This window comes from Octadecabacter temperatus (genome assembly GCF_001187845.1).
In the GTDB taxonomy this organism is placed as follows: domain Bacteria; phylum Pseudomonadota; class Alphaproteobacteria; order Rhodobacterales; family Rhodobacteraceae; genus Octadecabacter; species Octadecabacter temperatus.
Genome location: NZ_CP012161.1, coordinates 16274 through 31560, shown reverse-complemented (window position 1 = coordinate 31560; position 15287 = coordinate 16274). Strand labels below are relative to the sequence as shown.

13 protein-coding genes are annotated in these 15287 nt (G+C 49.6%); 8 read left to right on the top strand and 5 right to left on the bottom strand.

Annotation, left to right across the window (positions count from 1 at the left end):
- Window positions 1-170: 170 nt before the first annotated feature.
- Window positions 171-1112: a glycosyltransferase gene (locus OSB_RS16395; RefSeq protein WP_049836247.1), complete on the top strand. Its 942-nt coding sequence runs from the start codon at window positions 171-173 to the stop codon at window positions 1110-1112.
- Between the two features lie 86 nt (window positions 1113-1198).
- Here OSB_RS16395 and rfbA read toward each other — a convergent pair whose 3' ends face one another.
- From rfbA to rfbC, 4 genes are read right to left on the bottom strand one after another with little or no spacing between them, the layout of a single operon-like run.
- The gene (gene rfbA / locus OSB_RS16390; protein ID WP_049836246.1) at window positions 1199-2095 is read right to left on the bottom strand and encodes a glucose-1-phosphate thymidylyltransferase RfbA; all 897 of its coding nucleotides are present in this window, start codon (window positions 2093-2095) and stop codon (window positions 1199-1201) included.
- Window positions 2095-2940, bottom strand: coding sequence for a dTDP-4-dehydrorhamnose reductase (gene rfbD, locus OSB_RS16385; RefSeq protein WP_049836245.1), 846 nt, complete (start codon window positions 2938-2940; stop codon window positions 2095-2097). Before rfbD ends, rfbA begins: the two co-directional genes overlap by 1 nt.
- On the bottom strand, window positions 2937-3986 hold the full coding sequence (gene rfbB, locus OSB_RS16380; protein WP_049836244.1) for a dTDP-glucose 4,6-dehydratase: 1050 nt from the start codon (window positions 3984-3986) through the stop codon (window positions 2937-2939). The genes rfbD and rfbB overlap by 4 nt, the downstream gene beginning before the upstream one ends.
- 11 nt (window positions 3987-3997) lie before the next feature.
- A complete protein-coding gene (gene rfbC / locus OSB_RS16375; protein ID WP_049836243.1) occupies window positions 3998-4561 on the bottom strand; it encodes a dTDP-4-dehydrorhamnose 3,5-epimerase in 564 nt (187 codons plus the stop codon).
- 592 nt (window positions 4562-5153) lie between these two features.
- Between rfbC and OSB_RS16370 the strand changes: the two genes are divergently transcribed.
- The 6 genes from OSB_RS16370 (at window position 5154) to OSB_RS16345 (ending at window position 13066) form a co-directional block, all read left to right on the top strand.
- The gene (locus OSB_RS16370) at window positions 5154-6260 is read left to right on the top strand and encodes an NAD-dependent epimerase/dehydratase family protein (protein WP_049836242.1); all 1107 of its coding nucleotides are present in this window, start codon (window positions 5154-5156) and stop codon (window positions 6258-6260) included.
- A 2-nt stretch (window positions 6261-6262) separates the two neighbouring features.
- Window positions 6263-7054 carry a hypothetical protein gene (locus tag OSB_RS16365; RefSeq protein ID WP_143831391.1) on the top strand — a complete coding sequence of 264 codons (792 nt, stop codon included), beginning with the start codon at window positions 6263-6265 and terminating at the stop codon, window positions 7052-7054.
- A complete protein-coding gene (locus OSB_RS16360) occupies window positions 7054-8151 on the top strand; it encodes a GSCFA domain-containing protein (RefSeq protein WP_049836240.1) in 1098 nt (365 codons plus the stop codon). The genes OSB_RS16365 and OSB_RS16360 overlap by 1 nt, the downstream gene beginning before the upstream one ends.
- Window positions 8148-8927, top strand: a complete 780-nt coding sequence (locus tag OSB_RS16355) for a sulfotransferase domain-containing protein (RefSeq protein ID WP_049836239.1) — start codon at window positions 8148-8150, stop codon at window positions 8925-8927. The genes OSB_RS16360 and OSB_RS16355 overlap by 4 nt, the downstream gene beginning before the upstream one ends.
- A gap of 26 nt (window positions 8928-8953) precedes the next feature.
- On the top strand, window positions 8954-10810 hold the full coding sequence (locus OSB_RS16350; RefSeq protein WP_049836238.1) for a rhamnan synthesis F family protein: 1857 nt from the start codon (window positions 8954-8956) through the stop codon (window positions 10808-10810).
- Between the two features lie 156 nt (window positions 10811-10966).
- Window positions 10967-13066, top strand: a complete 2100-nt coding sequence (locus OSB_RS16345) for a M10 family metallopeptidase C-terminal domain-containing protein (protein ID WP_049836237.1) — start codon at window positions 10967-10969, stop codon at window positions 13064-13066.
- A gap of 17 nt (window positions 13067-13083) precedes the next feature.
- Here OSB_RS16345 and OSB_RS16340 read toward each other — a convergent pair whose 3' ends face one another.
- Window positions 13084-13824: an ABC transporter permease gene (locus OSB_RS16340; protein ID WP_268794166.1), complete on the bottom strand. Its 741-nt coding sequence runs from the start codon at window positions 13822-13824 to the stop codon at window positions 13084-13086.
- A gap of 430 nt (window positions 13825-14254) precedes the next feature.
- On the opposite strand from OSB_RS16340, the gene OSB_RS16335 reads away from it, so the two are divergent.
- Window positions 14255-15283, top strand: coding sequence for a KpsE/RkpR family capsule polysaccharide export protein (locus OSB_RS16335; RefSeq protein ID WP_049836250.1), 1029 nt, complete (start codon window positions 14255-14257; stop codon window positions 15281-15283).
- Window positions 15284-15287 lie beyond the last annotated feature (4 nt).

Here is a 15287-nt window from a genome sequence, read left to right as displayed (position 1 = left end):
GTCTTGGCAACGAAACCCCAAGATGTGGCAATTCCAAAGGCCGGTTAACAACTGTTAACAAAGCGCATCAAAAGGTTAGGGGTTTTTCAGACAAGCAGCTTCTTATATGAATCGGGGAATTGCCAAGTTGTACATTTTTTGGAACTTGGACTGGTTTAAAGGCGGGTGTTTTGGAAAGTCAAAGCGACAGAGTAACAATACTGCTCGCCACGTTTAACGGAGAGAAGTTTCTAAACGAACAGCTATCAAGCTTTGTTGAGCAGATAGATGATCAGTGGGATCTGCTCGTGTCAGACGACGGTTCGTCTGACGATACAGTTGAACTAATCAGGACCTTTAAGCGCCAAGTTAAACAAGATCACGAGGTTACAATTGTCACTGGCCCAAAGGGCGGATTTGCTGCTAATTTTCTTTCCCTCCTTGTTCGCGTGCCCAGTACCGCCGAACTTGTGGCTTTTTCAGATCAGGATGATGTTTGGTTCCCTGAAAAAATCTCAAGGGGACGCGCCTCAATTGCGGACGTACAGGACAAGCAAATTCCTGTCCTCTATGCCGCAGGCAGCGTAATTTGCAATGAAGAGTTGCAATTGGTTGGAGAGTCTTCAAACTTTTCTAAGCATCCAAGTTTCGGAAATTCTCTGGTTCAATCCATTGGCGCGGGCAACACGATGATGCTGAACGGGCCAGCAATACGTTTGTTGCAATCAGCGGCACAAGAAGTTGATGCCTTGGTCGCCCACGACTGGTGGGTGTATCAGATGATTAGCGGCTGCGGTGGAGTTGTTGTGCGTGATCCTGCTCCGACGCTGTATTACCGCCAGCATCTGAATAATCTCATTGGAACAAATAGAACGCTGAGGGGGAAAGCTAGCCGACTATTTTTCGTTACCGGAGGGAAATTTGCTGATTGGAATGACACAAACATTCGGAACCTGAATGCTACGCAGCACAAGCTAACGCCAAAGGCGAAAGAATCCCTAGCCCAATTTTCAAATGCCCGAAAAGGCAGTGCGATCAAAAGAATTCGAGCGCTATACAGATCTGGAGCAGCCCGCCAGAGAACCATTGGGACAATAGCCTTATATTTAGCATGTCTGGCCAACAGACTTTAGCGCGCGTGCAGATTTTCCGTTTATCTGACGGATCACAAAAGGCTGCCTGCGAATGAATTTGTGGCTCTTAGGTCCCGAGAGTTACGTTAAGAAGAGCCCACTTCGACCAACGATTTTAGGTACAGCCCATACTCGTTTTTGGAAAATTTCTTGGCCTGCTCAGCCAACTGGTCTATTTCTATCCACTTATTTTCAAACGCGATTTCTTCTGGGCAACCAGTTTGCTGCCCTTGACGTTTAGTTAAGGTTCGCACGAAATTTCCTGCATCCAACAGGCTGCTGTGCGTGCCGGTATCGAACCAAGCAAAACCACGCCCCATACGTTCCACATCGAGTAAATCTTCGTCGAGATACATCTGAAGCAAAGACGTAATCTCAACTTCGCCGCGTTCGGAGGGTTTCACCTGGCGGGCACGGGCCGGAGCGGACCCATCGAGAAAGTACAGCCCGGTTACAGCGTAGTTGGACGGTGGCACCTCCGGTTTTTCAATAATAACAGTGGCTTTTGCATCATCATCAAACGCGACTACGCCATAGCGTTCTGGATCGGATACACGGTAGCCAAAGACTGTACCACCAACATCGCGATCGCTGGCGCCAGCCAGTAGCTCAGGCAACCCGTGGCCAAAGAAAATGTTGTCGCCAAGCACCAGCGCAGAAGGTGCACCATCTAGAAAATCTTCGGCTAGAATGAACGCTTGCGCCAATCCGTCGGGGCTTGGTTGTTCGATATATGTTAGTGAAATGCCCCACTGACTGCCATCACCCAAAGTACGTCGAAACTGTTCTTGGTCTTGCGGAGTCGTGATAACGCAAATCTCGCGGATGCCGGCCAGCATCAAAACGGATAGCGGGTAATAAACCATAGGCTTGTCGTAGACTGGCAGCAGCTGCTTCGAGATTCCGACGGTTATGGGATACAGTCGGGTTCCAGACCCGCCCGCGAGGATTATGCCCTTTCGGGAATTCGTGCGTACAGTCATTATTGGTGTTCCAAGTCTGCGAGAATATGAGTGAGGGTGCGCGACCAGTCAGGCCGCGAAATAGCGAATGTCGACAACGTCGTTTCACAATCCAGCCTAGAGTTCAAAGGGCGAGCTGCCGGCGATGGGTAGTCAGATGATGGGATACCTGTAACGGAGCAAGTCAGTCCGGACTTAGCGAAAATTGCAATTGCAAAGTCGGCCCAGCTTACATCGGGTGCACCGCTGAAATGATAGGTTCCGGACTTGGAAGTGTCTTTCACAAGCTGATGCGCGATACTATGACAAGCCGCAGCAATTTCTCGGGCTCCGGTTGGCCCGCCAAACTGGTCGGCTACGATAGTTAAAGCATCTCGGGCCTCACCGAGGCGTAGCATGGTTTTAACAAAATTGTTGCCATGAGCGGAGACCACCCACGATGTCCGTAGGATAGCGTGAGGACCGCCGGCATCCCTAACACCGTTTTCACCCAGAAGTTTGGTGCGCCCATAGGCATTCTGAGGATTGACGGGATCGTTGGTCTTCCAAGGTTTGTCGCCGTTACCCTCAAAGACATAGTCGGTGGAGATGTGAACGAATGGAATCCCTCGCGCTGCCGCAGCCTGCGCCATAGCAGCAGGCGTGTTGCCGTTTACAATACGTGCCGTTTCTTCATCTGTCTCGGCGTTGTCCACAGCAGTATAGGCCACTGCGTTGATGATCGCCGAGGCAGTGGTTGTCGCGACAATCTCAGCGCACGCTGTTGGGTCGTTATAGTCTGCTTCGTCACGTCCCAGACACTTCACGCCGTCAAGAACGCTCAGCTCACGTGCGACTTGCCCCGATTTTCCAAATACCAAGATCATGCTTTGACTCCCAGGCGCGTTCCTACGCCATCTCGGTTTTGCAGTGCACGCCACCAATCTGGGTTATCCAAATACCATTGTACCGTACGCCGTAGGCCTTCTTCGACGGTAACACTAGGACGCCAGCCTAGTTCGGTGCTTATGCGTTTAGGATCGATGGCGTATCGTGCATCGTGCCCCGGTCGGTCGGCCACATACGTGATGAGGTCTGCGTAAGACCCCTCCGCAAGAGGGCGAATATCATCAAGTATGCTACAAAGCGTTTGAACCAATTCAAGATTGGTACGCTCATTTTCACCGCCAATATTATAGCTGCGTCCTAGTTCGCCTTTTTGGAGCACCACCAAGAGCGCTTCGGCGTGATCTTCAACATAAAGCCAATCACGGATATTGGACCCATCGCCATAGATAGGTAAAGGCTTGCCCGCTAAGGCATTCAAAATGATCACGGGAACCAGTTTTTCGGGGAAATGGTACGGGCCATAATTGTTGGAGCAATTTGTCATTACTACAGGTAGACCATAGGTTTCCGACCAAGCACGCACTAGATGGTCAGAAGCGGCCTTGGATGCAGAGTAGGGCGAGCGCGGATCATATGCGGTCATTTCAGTGAACTGTATGTCTGGGTCAGCTGGCAGCGAGCCAAAGACTTCGTCCGTAGAAATGTGGTGGAAGCGAAAGCTGTCAGGGTTGCCCATCGAAGCCCAATAGCCGCGGGCAGCTTCGAGCATATTGTATGTGCCCGTAATGTTGGTTTCGATAAAATCACCAGGGGCGTCGATCGAACGATCCACATGTGATTCCGCAGCTAAATGCATTACCGCGTCTGGCTTGTGATCCGCAAAAGCTTCATCAAGCGCCGCGCGATCACGTATATCGGCCTTCACGAAGGCATACTTCGGGTCGTCTGCGACGCTGGCGACGTTATCTAGACATGCAGCGTAGGTCAGTGCATCAAGGTTAACGACTTCATGACCACCAGCGATGGCTTGGCGCACAACCGCGGATCCAATGAATCCGGCACCACCTGTAACAAGCAGTTTCATAAGATACCCTTTCAGGAGGCTTCGTAGGTGAATGGGGAGCTAAATTCAGCTAGTGTTGGAGCGGCCATATCTTTTTCAGACAAAACAGGCGCGTTGCCATCAAAGCCCCACTCAATTCCACAGCTATCCCACCGTACTGCGCCATCGCATTCCGGCGCGTAGTAATCGGTGCACTTGTAGACAATTTCAGTGTCCGGCATCCGCGTCATAAAACCGTGTAGAAAACCAGCAGGAACAAGCAATTGTTTGCCGTTCTCAAAACTTAACTCTTCAGCGACCCAGTGACCGTAGGTTGGACTGCCCCGACGAATATCGACTGCGACGTCCAAAAGAGCGCCACGACCACATCGAACAAGCTTGTCTTGAGCATGAGGTGGTGACTGGAAATGCAGGCCCCGCACCGTGCCAACTGTTGCAGATATGGAGTGGTTGTCTTGAACGAAATCTAATGTGATTCCAGCTTCGGCCATCCGTTCCTTATTCCATGTCTCGCTGAAAAACCCGCGATCATCGCCAAATCTCCGCGGTGTGAGAACAAGAACCCCTGGGAGGGCGGTTTTATGAATATCAAGCATGTGTTTTCCGTTTTTCTAATAAGCGGCAAGTTATAGATTCTGAGGTCCTTATAAAAGATCTCATTCCAAAGTCTCTCGCTCTACGTCTTCATTGGGATCCGCCGCCTTAAACCTAACAATTCATGAGCCGTACAGCGCGAAAACAGTGCCGCCGCAGAATCTTTCGCGTTGTTCATAAAGTTGACGTAGTGGCTATTATGTACATTGGTCTCCGTGCAACCAGTTGTAAGCATTCATACACACCTATGAATAGCTGCTATGAGTTTGCGCATTCGCCATAAAAACAAGATACAGCTCGCCACCTCAAAGACTGTAGCGAGTTACAAGTCTTGGTTGTATTGGCCGTAACATGATGTCCTGAATGGGAATTTTTACAGCAAGTTCCCCTGCACTTTCTGCAAGCTTCCGTAGACTTGCAACAAGCGCGCTCCAACGCTGACGGCAAACTCCCCACTATAGGGTTGCAAAACGTAGGTCTCGGTGAAATTAGACCGCCTTAAGGCGCTTGGCTCTAGGTCTCTTTAAACCCCGTCAGCGTTTAGAGGTGGACAAGCTTCGAGACGATAACAACTTATACTAGGTAGACAACGATATGACCACGAAGCCTTCAAAAATTCTGATCACTGGTGGAGCGGGCTTTATCGGTTCCCGATTGGCGCTAAACCTAAAGCAGAACGGGGCGGAGGTGACAGTGTACGACAACCTCCATCCACAAGCCCATGATGGCAATCCCGCAAACCTCGCGTCGCTAGAGCAAGCCGCAGTTCCCGTGATCAAGGGCGATGTCTGTGATTTGGAAGCACTGCAATCTGCTCTGGAAACTGTGCAGCCCGAAGTGATCTACCATTTGGCTGCAGAGACCGGGACTGGGCAGTCGTTCGACCTGCCGACACGGTATTGTAATGTAAATGTTATAGGTACCACCAATCTGATTGAAGCCGTACGGGCGACAAAGAGTGTGACACGTGTTGTTTTAGCAGGTTCTCGGTCGGTTTACGGCGAAGGCGCTTGCGTTGATGAGAACGGTGCACCGACCAAAGCGGTCGAGCGGAGCCCGAGTGATCTGGAAGCTGGCGATTTTGCCGTAAAGGATCACGAAGGCGGCATCCTAACGCCGGTTCCTACAGATGCATCCACTTGTCCCGTCGCACCCGCGTCAGTCTATGCTTCAAGTAAACTGATGCAGGAATATCTACTGACCCAAGCGTTCTGGAATACGGACGTTAAGGTTGGAATCTTGCGATTGCAGAATGTTTATGGGCCAGGTCAGTCACTGAACAATCCTTACACAGGCGTTTTGTCAATTTTTGCACGTCAAATTCAAGAAGGCCGAGTATTAGAGATTTATGAAGACGGGGACATCACGCGTGATTTTGTCTATGTGGATGATGTCGTGCGAGCATTCGCTGCCTTTGCGAGTGTCGCGACTCTTCCCGACCGGATTGTTGATATTGGTTTGGGGCAGGGTGCCACGATTTTAGAGATCGCAAGGAAAATGCTTGTTTCATTCGGTGAAGACGCTATGAAATATCGGATCAGTGGGGCTTTTCGTCCTGGTGACATTCGATATGGTGTTGCTGATATCTCAGCGGCGAAATCCCAACTTGAATGGGCGCCTCAGCATTCGTTGGAGAACGGCCTTGCTGCGTTGGTAGCTTGGTCAAAAACTGTCCATACCCGACCCAAGCAGGAGGCTTGATTTTGAGCTCTGATCTAAACATTTTACTTATAGGCCATAGCCATGCTGGGTGTATTGCTCGCGCCTATCGGCAGTCAGAGATTGATGGTAGCGATCTGGATTTCGAAATGTCGCAGGCTCGCCTGAACTATAAGACATTCCAGCCAAATTTCGAAATGACAAACGGCGTTAGGAACGTCCATCCTGACCTCGTAAAGCGTCTGCGCCACCTTCCAAAAGCACGCGATGCTGACGTCATCCTCACATCGATGATGGGAAATGAATACAATCAGCTGGCATTGATGAGCCATCCGGAACCTTACGACTTTGAAATGCCTGATTCCGATTTTGGCGTTCTCGAAGGGGTACAGAAATTACCATACGAGATCATTCGTGCGACCATGGCCTCTTTGGCGGACGAAAATGCGCTAATGCTCGTGCGGCAACTTGCATCGACTACAGATTTGCCGATTCTTGTGTTGCCACCGCCACCGCCTATTGCCGATCCAGATCACATCCGCAAATTCCCGGGTGCGTTTGGCAAGCGCCTCAAGAAGTATGAAGTTGCGCCTATTTCGTTTCGCATAAAAATGTGGACCTTATATTGTCATGTCTTGCGCCAAGCTGCGGCGGACATCGAAAATGTGCGATTTATCGAACTGCCAGCCCGTGTGTTTAAAGACGGGGCGTTAGCACCGCAGTACTGGAGCGAAGATCCGACCCACGGTAATGAAGTCTATGGTGCAGCATTGCTGGAAGAGATATCGGGCCTTGCAAAACATGTGGTCGACCAACATCGGAAGGTGTCAGCATAATGAGCAATCCCTATAAAAACCTTCCTGATCATTGTTTTTGGTCCCGTGCACACAGGGTTGAACATATTTCCGATGTCGACCCTGTTGTAAAAGGCGGCTTTTTACTGAAGGAAAACATGAAGATCGCAACGGCGGGCAGCTGTTTTGCTCAACACATTGCGCGTCATCTCCAGAAGGCGGGGTATAATTACTTTGTTACCGAAGAAGTGCCTCACCCGATCATCCCTGAAGCGGTTGCCGCCAGTTTTGGGTACGGCGTGTTCTCGGCACGTTACGGCAATCTGTATACAGCACGCCAATTGCTACAGCTAGCAAAGCGGGCCTATGGTGAGTTTACTCCTGAAGAGGATTTTTGGCGCAATGCTGACGGGTATCTGATTGACCCCTTCCGCCCATCCGTCCAACCGGGGGGATTTGTTAGCGAAGACGAGTTTTACGCCGACAGAGAAGTGCATTTCGCGGCTGTGCGCCGTATTGTTGAAGAATCTGACGTCTTTGTTTTCACGTTCGGTTTAACCGAAGCGTGGCGTGCCAAGTCCGATGGAGCAGTTTTTGCTCTAGCGCCTGGTGTAGCCGGAGGTTTGTATTCCACCGATCAGCATGAATTCGTGAATTTTTCAGTTGATGAGATCGTCGCCGATTTCGAAGAATTTGTCACAATGATGCGGTCAAAGAATCCTAACGTTAAGATCCTAATGACAGTATCGCCGGTGCCATTGATTGCGACAGCACGGGAGGATGAAAGTGTTCTCTCTGCTACTAGCTACTCTAAGTCAGTGCTGCGCGTAGCTGTTGAACAGTTGCGCGAGCGGTTGAATGACGCGCACTATTTCCCGTCATATGAAGTGATAACAGGCAACTACAATCGTGGTGCCTATTACTCTGAAAATCTACGAGATGTGGAAGAAGATGGCGTGAGCCACGCCATGTCTTTATTTATGAAACACTACACCGAACAATCCCAGCCTAGCCTAGCGTCCCGCGTTAAGAAAAAGTTAACAAAGCGCAAATCGGCCTCTAACAAGTTTCAAGAGGAAGTGGGGGAAGCCCTCGCTGTTATCTGCGATGAAGAACTAATTGAGAAGTCTGTAAAATGAATGACACGAACCAATTCGAACTGACAGTTGGCCTATATTCCTTTCCGAAGAGCGGGAACACTTGGCTACGGGCAATCATTGCTGGAATTACTGAAATGCCTCAAGGCCCCGGTATTCTTCAACGCTTTGTCACTGACACCCATTACGGCAAGGTCAAAGAAGATCCGTGGTACTTTCAGGGGAAAGACTGGTATTTCTATAAATCCCACTGGAAGGATGAGATGACAGAGGATGGCGGTGGTAAATTCGCTACTGACAAGATCATCTATATCTACCGTCACCCACTGGATGTGTTTCTGTCCTACTTGAATTTCGTATCCCGCAATGTTGCGGCAAACGCTGGTAAGAACCTGCCGATCCAGTTTGACAGTGTTGAAGATCTTAAACCGGAAGAAATGGAGCAGTTGTTTCAAATCTTCCTTGAACACCAGACTTTGTTTCCACAAAACCGCAAATTCGGTGGTTTGTTCGAGCACATCGATCTAGCCAAAGAACGCGAAGCAGCCGGGGAATCTATCAAGATTATCCGCTACGAGGATTTGCAGGATAACTTCACATCTACAGTCGAAGACATTTGCTCTTTCCTTGGGATGGAAGGCATTCAAGTTGAGAAAGTTTTCGAAAAGGCCGATCAACGGACCCAACAAAACGGCAAGTTCTTCTGGAAACGTCAGAAAAACAACTACTTGAACTACCTCACAAAGGATCAGTTAGATCGCTTTTATGAGGCCCACGGAGAAAAAATGACCTCCTACGGCTATCCTAGAGAAGACTAAAGCATTCCTTAGCAAAGAAGACTGTGATGACCATCGCGATTTATACGGTCGGCCAGAGGCCGGAAACCGCTCCATATGTGCGGTTGGCCATTCATGAGCTGGCCCGCGAAGCTGACCGAGTTTACGTTGGTATTCACCCTAGCGGTGAAGATACCGTCCCAATGTTTATTGGGGGGTTACCTAATGTTGAGTATGTAGTTTATCCCGAACACTACACGTCAGCCTTTGGTCGGATGCAATATGTCATCAACCAGCTAGGCGAAGCGGCGATAGGCAAAACTATCATCGCTTCAGGTTCGAACGTTATCGGTCCTCTTTTTTCAGTGAAAAAGATCCTTTCCGATGCAGAGCGGTCTGGCTCGGCGCTGTATTCAAGCTACTGGCATAACTCTAACCTTGATCCGCGCCTTAAAGGTATCAAGTGCCCTGACTTGATACCTTACTTCGATTTCGTCGTAATGAGCCCCGAGTTCCTTGGGAGCACTATGATCAGGGAGGTCTTTGCAAGAATTGAACCGAACTCTGACTATTGGGAAGAATTCGTCAATTGCATTGTTCCGATCGCAAAAACTACGATTCAGCTGGGACTAAAGGTTGCCTACCCGTTCAAAGCGGACGAGTTGAATACCGTCGATCCTAGACTGTTTGAGGTCCACAAGTTGGTCAAAGGACGTGGAATTTGCTTTCCACTTGCTTTGTTCGAACTTGATCCATTGCTTCATGATTTGAATGCCATACGGCTTCGCGACGCTGTAGACGCAATACGTACGCGCGCACCACGTGTTTACAAATCAACGATGACATACCTCAATGGTAGCCTGCCGCTCCGCGATTTCGCGATGATCGCGGATCAGTACGAGGTTATAGCCGATACTGCCGCAGAGCCCGACAAGAGCGAGTGGGATTTTGGTGAAGTAGCAGTTTTCGTTCACGCCTTTTATGCTGAAATGATGCCCGAGTTCTTAGAGCTGTCTAAGAATATCCCCGCAGCGCACCATTTGTTCATCACGACAGCAAGTGATGAGAATAGGTCCAAAATTATTGCCTTTCTGGAAAGTAAGAAACTTTCCAAGAAAAAGTATACTGTACGCGTAGTTGAGCAAAACCGCGGCAGAGACATGTCGTCCTTATTCATTACATGGCGCGACATCATTCTTGAAGGTGACTACAAAGTAGCCCTCCGACTACATTCCAAGCGCACGCCACAGGTCTCCCCTCGAGTAGGAGAGAGTTTCAAGGAACATCTTTTTGAAAACCTGGTCGGGTCTTCGGACTACGTGCGCAACGTACTTGACCTCATGGAACGCGAGCCGGACATTGGTCTGGTTATCCCGCCGATCATCCACATGGGTTTCGGAACTCTTGGGCATTCTTGGTTTAACAATAAGAAACAAGTCCAGACTGAGCTTGATAGCATGGGGATGTCTGTAGTCGTGGACTACAACACACCGGTTGCAGCATATGGGACAATGTATTGGTTCCGCACCGATGCCCTATTTCCGATGTTCTTGAAAGAATGGAACTGGGAAGATTACAACCCGGAACCTCACCATGTTGACGGCGGCCTAGCCCACGTTCAGGAACGTCTGATTGCATATGTCATTCAGGGACGCGGTTACCGTGTCATGTCGGTGATGACGCAAAACTATGCCGCGCGCAGCTATGCGAAGCTGGAATACAAGTTACAACGCCTTGCCGCATTAACTATATCAGGAAACGTTTTTGAACAGGTGCGTCAGCTAGAGACGTCGAACGCCACGACGCGATCACGCCTCTTTCGCTGGCTACAACAGCACTATGGAAATCTGTTAACCCGGTCTCCCAAGGCGCGGGTATACTTGAAGCCATTCAAAAATTTTGTAGTTTGGATCTTCCAGCGTTAATCAGGGGTTCTGGTGTCAGCCAAGCTGGCCCTAAACCTGACTTCTCGCAGTCATATTCTTGCCAAAACCGCTAATCATACTTTATTCAACTTGAACTAAAAAAGTTGCCCCTTAGACTTTTTGTCTAGGGCTTTATGGTGTGGAAAAGGAAATCGAATGTGTATTATCTGCGAAATACAAAGACAGCCGGTAGAAACTGACTACACCAACAACAAGTTGTGCAACGCATCCAATAACGAACCGCTTCAGGCCGTTGTGTCTGAGGACCCTGACGCTAGCGAAGATACTTTAACGGGCTTCGAAATGATCGTTGGCGATACGTTCAACGGGACGATTTCGGACGGGACAGATGAAGACTGGATCGCAATCGAATTGACTGCCGGCGTAAATTACCAGTTCACCATGACGGGCAATACGCTGAGCGACACTTATCTCCGGCTGCGCGACGGATCAGGTGACATCCTAAGAGAAAATGATGATTTCGGTGGCACTTTTAATTCCCAGATCTCGTATGTAGCGACGGAGACAGGAACCTTTTTCGTCGAAGCAGACGCATATAGCACCTACACCGGTACTTATTCGCTGACGATTACAGAACAGGCCGCCCCTGATTTTGCCTCAACTCAAGAGTTGGCAGATTATCTTCTCGAGGGTGATCGTGGATATGAAATTTCATTCGATACGTCATCGTCCAATGTGATTACTGTCAACTTGTCGGGGCTTACCGCGGACGGCCAGCAGCTCGCGCAATGGGCGATGGAAGCTTGGGAAATGGTCGCTAACATTGATTTCCAGATTGTTACCTCTGGTGAAATGATCACTTTGGATGATGAAGATAGCGGTGCATTTGCGTATTACCCTAATAGCGGTTCGACAAGCATACTGTACGGAGACAACACAGACGGTGTTGAGTTAAACGTAGAAACCGATTGGCTAGTATATTCAGGGACGACGATCGACAGTTATTCCTTCCAAACCTACGTTCATGAATTTGGACATGCTCTGGGCCTTGGCCATCAAGGCGACTACAACGGTTCAGCGATCTTCGGCACTAGCAATTTGTTCGCGAATGACAGCTGGCAAATGTCGGTCATGTCGTACTTCAACCAAACTGAAAACACCAATACCGACGCGTCCTATGGCTATACCGCTGGCGCAATGATGGTTGATATTCTAGCCATTCAGGAGCTCTACGGAGAGCCGGATGCAAACAGTGTTACAGCTGGCGATACGACCTACGGAGCCAACTCCACACTCGGAAACTATCTTGATGATGTATTCCAAGTCTATATGTCAGGCGTGCCAACTACAGACGTCACCGGTAATGACATGGTGTTTACAATCTATGACCGAGACGGCGTGGACCTGCTCGATTTCAGCACATTGGGTTCTAGTGTCGACGCAAGAATCGACATGAACGACGGGACCTTCTCCGACTTCGGGCTGAGTATTGGTATTATGGGTATCGCGGAAAGTACGATTATCGAGAATGCAGCACTGGGCGCGGGCGACGACGTCGTTACGGGGAATGCCGCCGATAACGTTATTCACGGTGGCGCAGGCGAAGACATTCTAGACGGCGAAGTCGGAGACGATACGCTTGATGGTGGCGCTGGAGCGGACGAATTGAATGGCGGTACGGGCACGGATACAGCCAGCTACCACAGCGCTGTTAGCCGCATTATTGTTGACCTACAGAACAGCGCAATCAATGTTGGCGACGCAATTGGCGATGCGTTTGACTCTATCGAAATGTTTGTTGCTAGCCGTTATGGTGACCAACTCCGTGGTGACAGTAACGCCAATGATTTTTCAGGTGGTAATGCCTCTGACCGCCTATACGGACGTGCAGGCGATGACATTCTGGACGGTGAGTTCGGTGCCGATGCCCTTTATGGGAACTCAGGCGCTGACACTATGACAGGTGGAGAAGGTGACGTCCGAGACCGTTTCATTTTCTTCCAACTCTCGGATTCGGGTGTCGGAGAGGGCAATCGTGATATCATCACTGATTACCAAGTTGGCATTGACCGGATCGAAGTGAGCCGCCTTGACGCAGACCTTACGACGGGTGGACGGCAAGACTTCGACTTTATTGGAGAGAATAATTTTAGCGGAACCGCCGGTGAAATGATTCAACGCACTGTGGGTTTGAATACCCTCATTGAAGCCGATGTGGACGGAGATGGTGCAAGCGATTTCTCAATCGAACTGGTCGGGCAGCTAGTGCTAACGTCTGACGACTTTCTTTTCTAAACGCGTCAGCGGGCAATCTATTTTAGGATGATGTCTCGGTGATACCGATTTAGGAAAAACAGTCCGATGCAAAGGGTCGTTAGCCCAACAACAAAAACGTAAACCACAGACACGTAATTGGGTTGATAGTAAGGGTAATATCCATCTCGCATCATGCCAATAATATGCACCAGCGGGTTATACCAAAGGTAGTCATTGTAAGGCTGGGGAACTGCATCAAACACGAAAAAGATACAGGACGCGATGAACAACGGGCGACTGAGAACTGCCCACGCAGTGGCCCAAATTGGGTAGGCTAATGATAAAAAGCTGTTTAGCGTACCGATACCCGCAGACAGCACGATAACCATCGCATATCCGATCACTAGTTTTGACATGTCGATGCTCACGTCGGCCGATGAGATTAGCACCACAAATGTCATGACTATCAAATGAATGATCAACTGGGTCAAAGTGTTCAAAAGTAATCGCGCCAAAAGAGCATCCACGAATGTCACGCGTGGATAGGACAGCAAACGTTGCGAAAATTGAATGCTTTGGCCGAGTTTGGCTGAAATGTCGGCATACATCGTAAAAGCAAGCAACCCTGACGCATAGAAATATGCGAAGTCGCTTCCCAAAGGAGGCGATTTGAATCCGATCGAGAATATGATGGTCAGCAATACCACGCCAGCGGCGGGTTCCAACACTGCCCAAATATAACCACCAGCCGAACGCCCGTAAGTCGTGGAAATTTCACGCAAGACCAATGCAAAAATAGCGCGATAACTTGTAAAACTTGTATGTTGTTTCCGCAGGCGGAGAGGCGTCGACTCATTTGAAGTTTTGCGTTCCGGAGTCAACAAATCAACAACTCTCATCTACATGGCCTTTCGGCAATTCCTAGGCTATCAAAGCATGCAATGCAAATGTTGCTAGACTGATTTGGTAGATGAAATGAACGACACTCCCGATAGAGCTGGCGAACAGGACGCGAAGAAGAGGGATGCTACACCTAACAAGCAGGTGGAAAGGCAACACAAACCTCGGGAAGCGCGTGTAGCGGCTGATGCGCCCAAACAGGATGCTCAAGTACGTCCTGTTGTACGGCCTACGGTACAACCTGCGCGACGGCGCAAGCGACATGTCTTCCTGTTTCTTTCATGGATTCTGATTTGCGTTGCGCCCATTGTGGCCGCGGCATTCTATATGAACACTTATGCTGCGGATCAATACGCCTCAAAGCTCGCATTTTCCGTTCGCTCGGAGGAACAAAGCTCGGCGATTGAATTGTTGGGTGGCATTACTGAATTGTCTGGTTCCAGTTCAACAGACACCGATGTTCTTTATGCCTTCCTGAACAGTCAAGAACTTGTTTCGCGAGTGAATGAGCGTGTCGACCTTGAGAGCATCTGGAGCCGTGTTTCGATCGAACAGGATCCACTTTACGCATACGACCCTGGGGGAACAATTGAAGATCTCGTTAATCATTGGTCGCGAAAGGTGTCGGTTATCTATGACAGTGGCACCAGCTTGATTGAAATCCGCGTCCTTGCGTTTGATCCGCATGAAGCCCAACGTATTGCGAATGCTGTGCTGGCGGAATGCACAGTTATGATCAACAACCTTTCTACAATAGCGCGAGAGGACGCCATCCGCTACTCACGCGACGACCTAGAGATTGCGTCCGCGCGGTTGCGCGAAGCACGCCAGTCTTTGACGCTATTTCGGAACCGAACGCAGATCGTTGATCCCAGCATCGATACACAAAACCAGATGGGTCTTCTCGTCACGCTCCAACAGCAATTGGCGGATGCGATGATCGAAGGAGATTTGTTGCGCGATACGACTAGCACTTCCGATCCACGCCTTGAACAAGCTGATCGAAGAGTTGAAGTGATCAATCAGCGGATTGAGGAAGAACGTCAAAAACTCGGGCTCGGTGGTGGCGCCGAGGGTGCGGTTGTATTTGCCGATTTGGTTGGTGAATACGAGGGACTGATTGTGGATCGTGAATTTGCGGAAGTTGCATACACAACCGCTTTAGCAGGGTTTAATGGTGCGCAGGCAGAAGCTCGGCGGCAGAGCCGGTACTTGGCGGCACATATTCAGCCGTCGTTGGCACAAAAAGCTGAACACCCTGAACGGATTAAGCTGATCCTGTTCGTTGCCCTCTTTAGCTTCTTATCATGGTGCGTTTTGGCGTTGGTTTACTACAGCCTACGTGATCGCAGCTGACCCT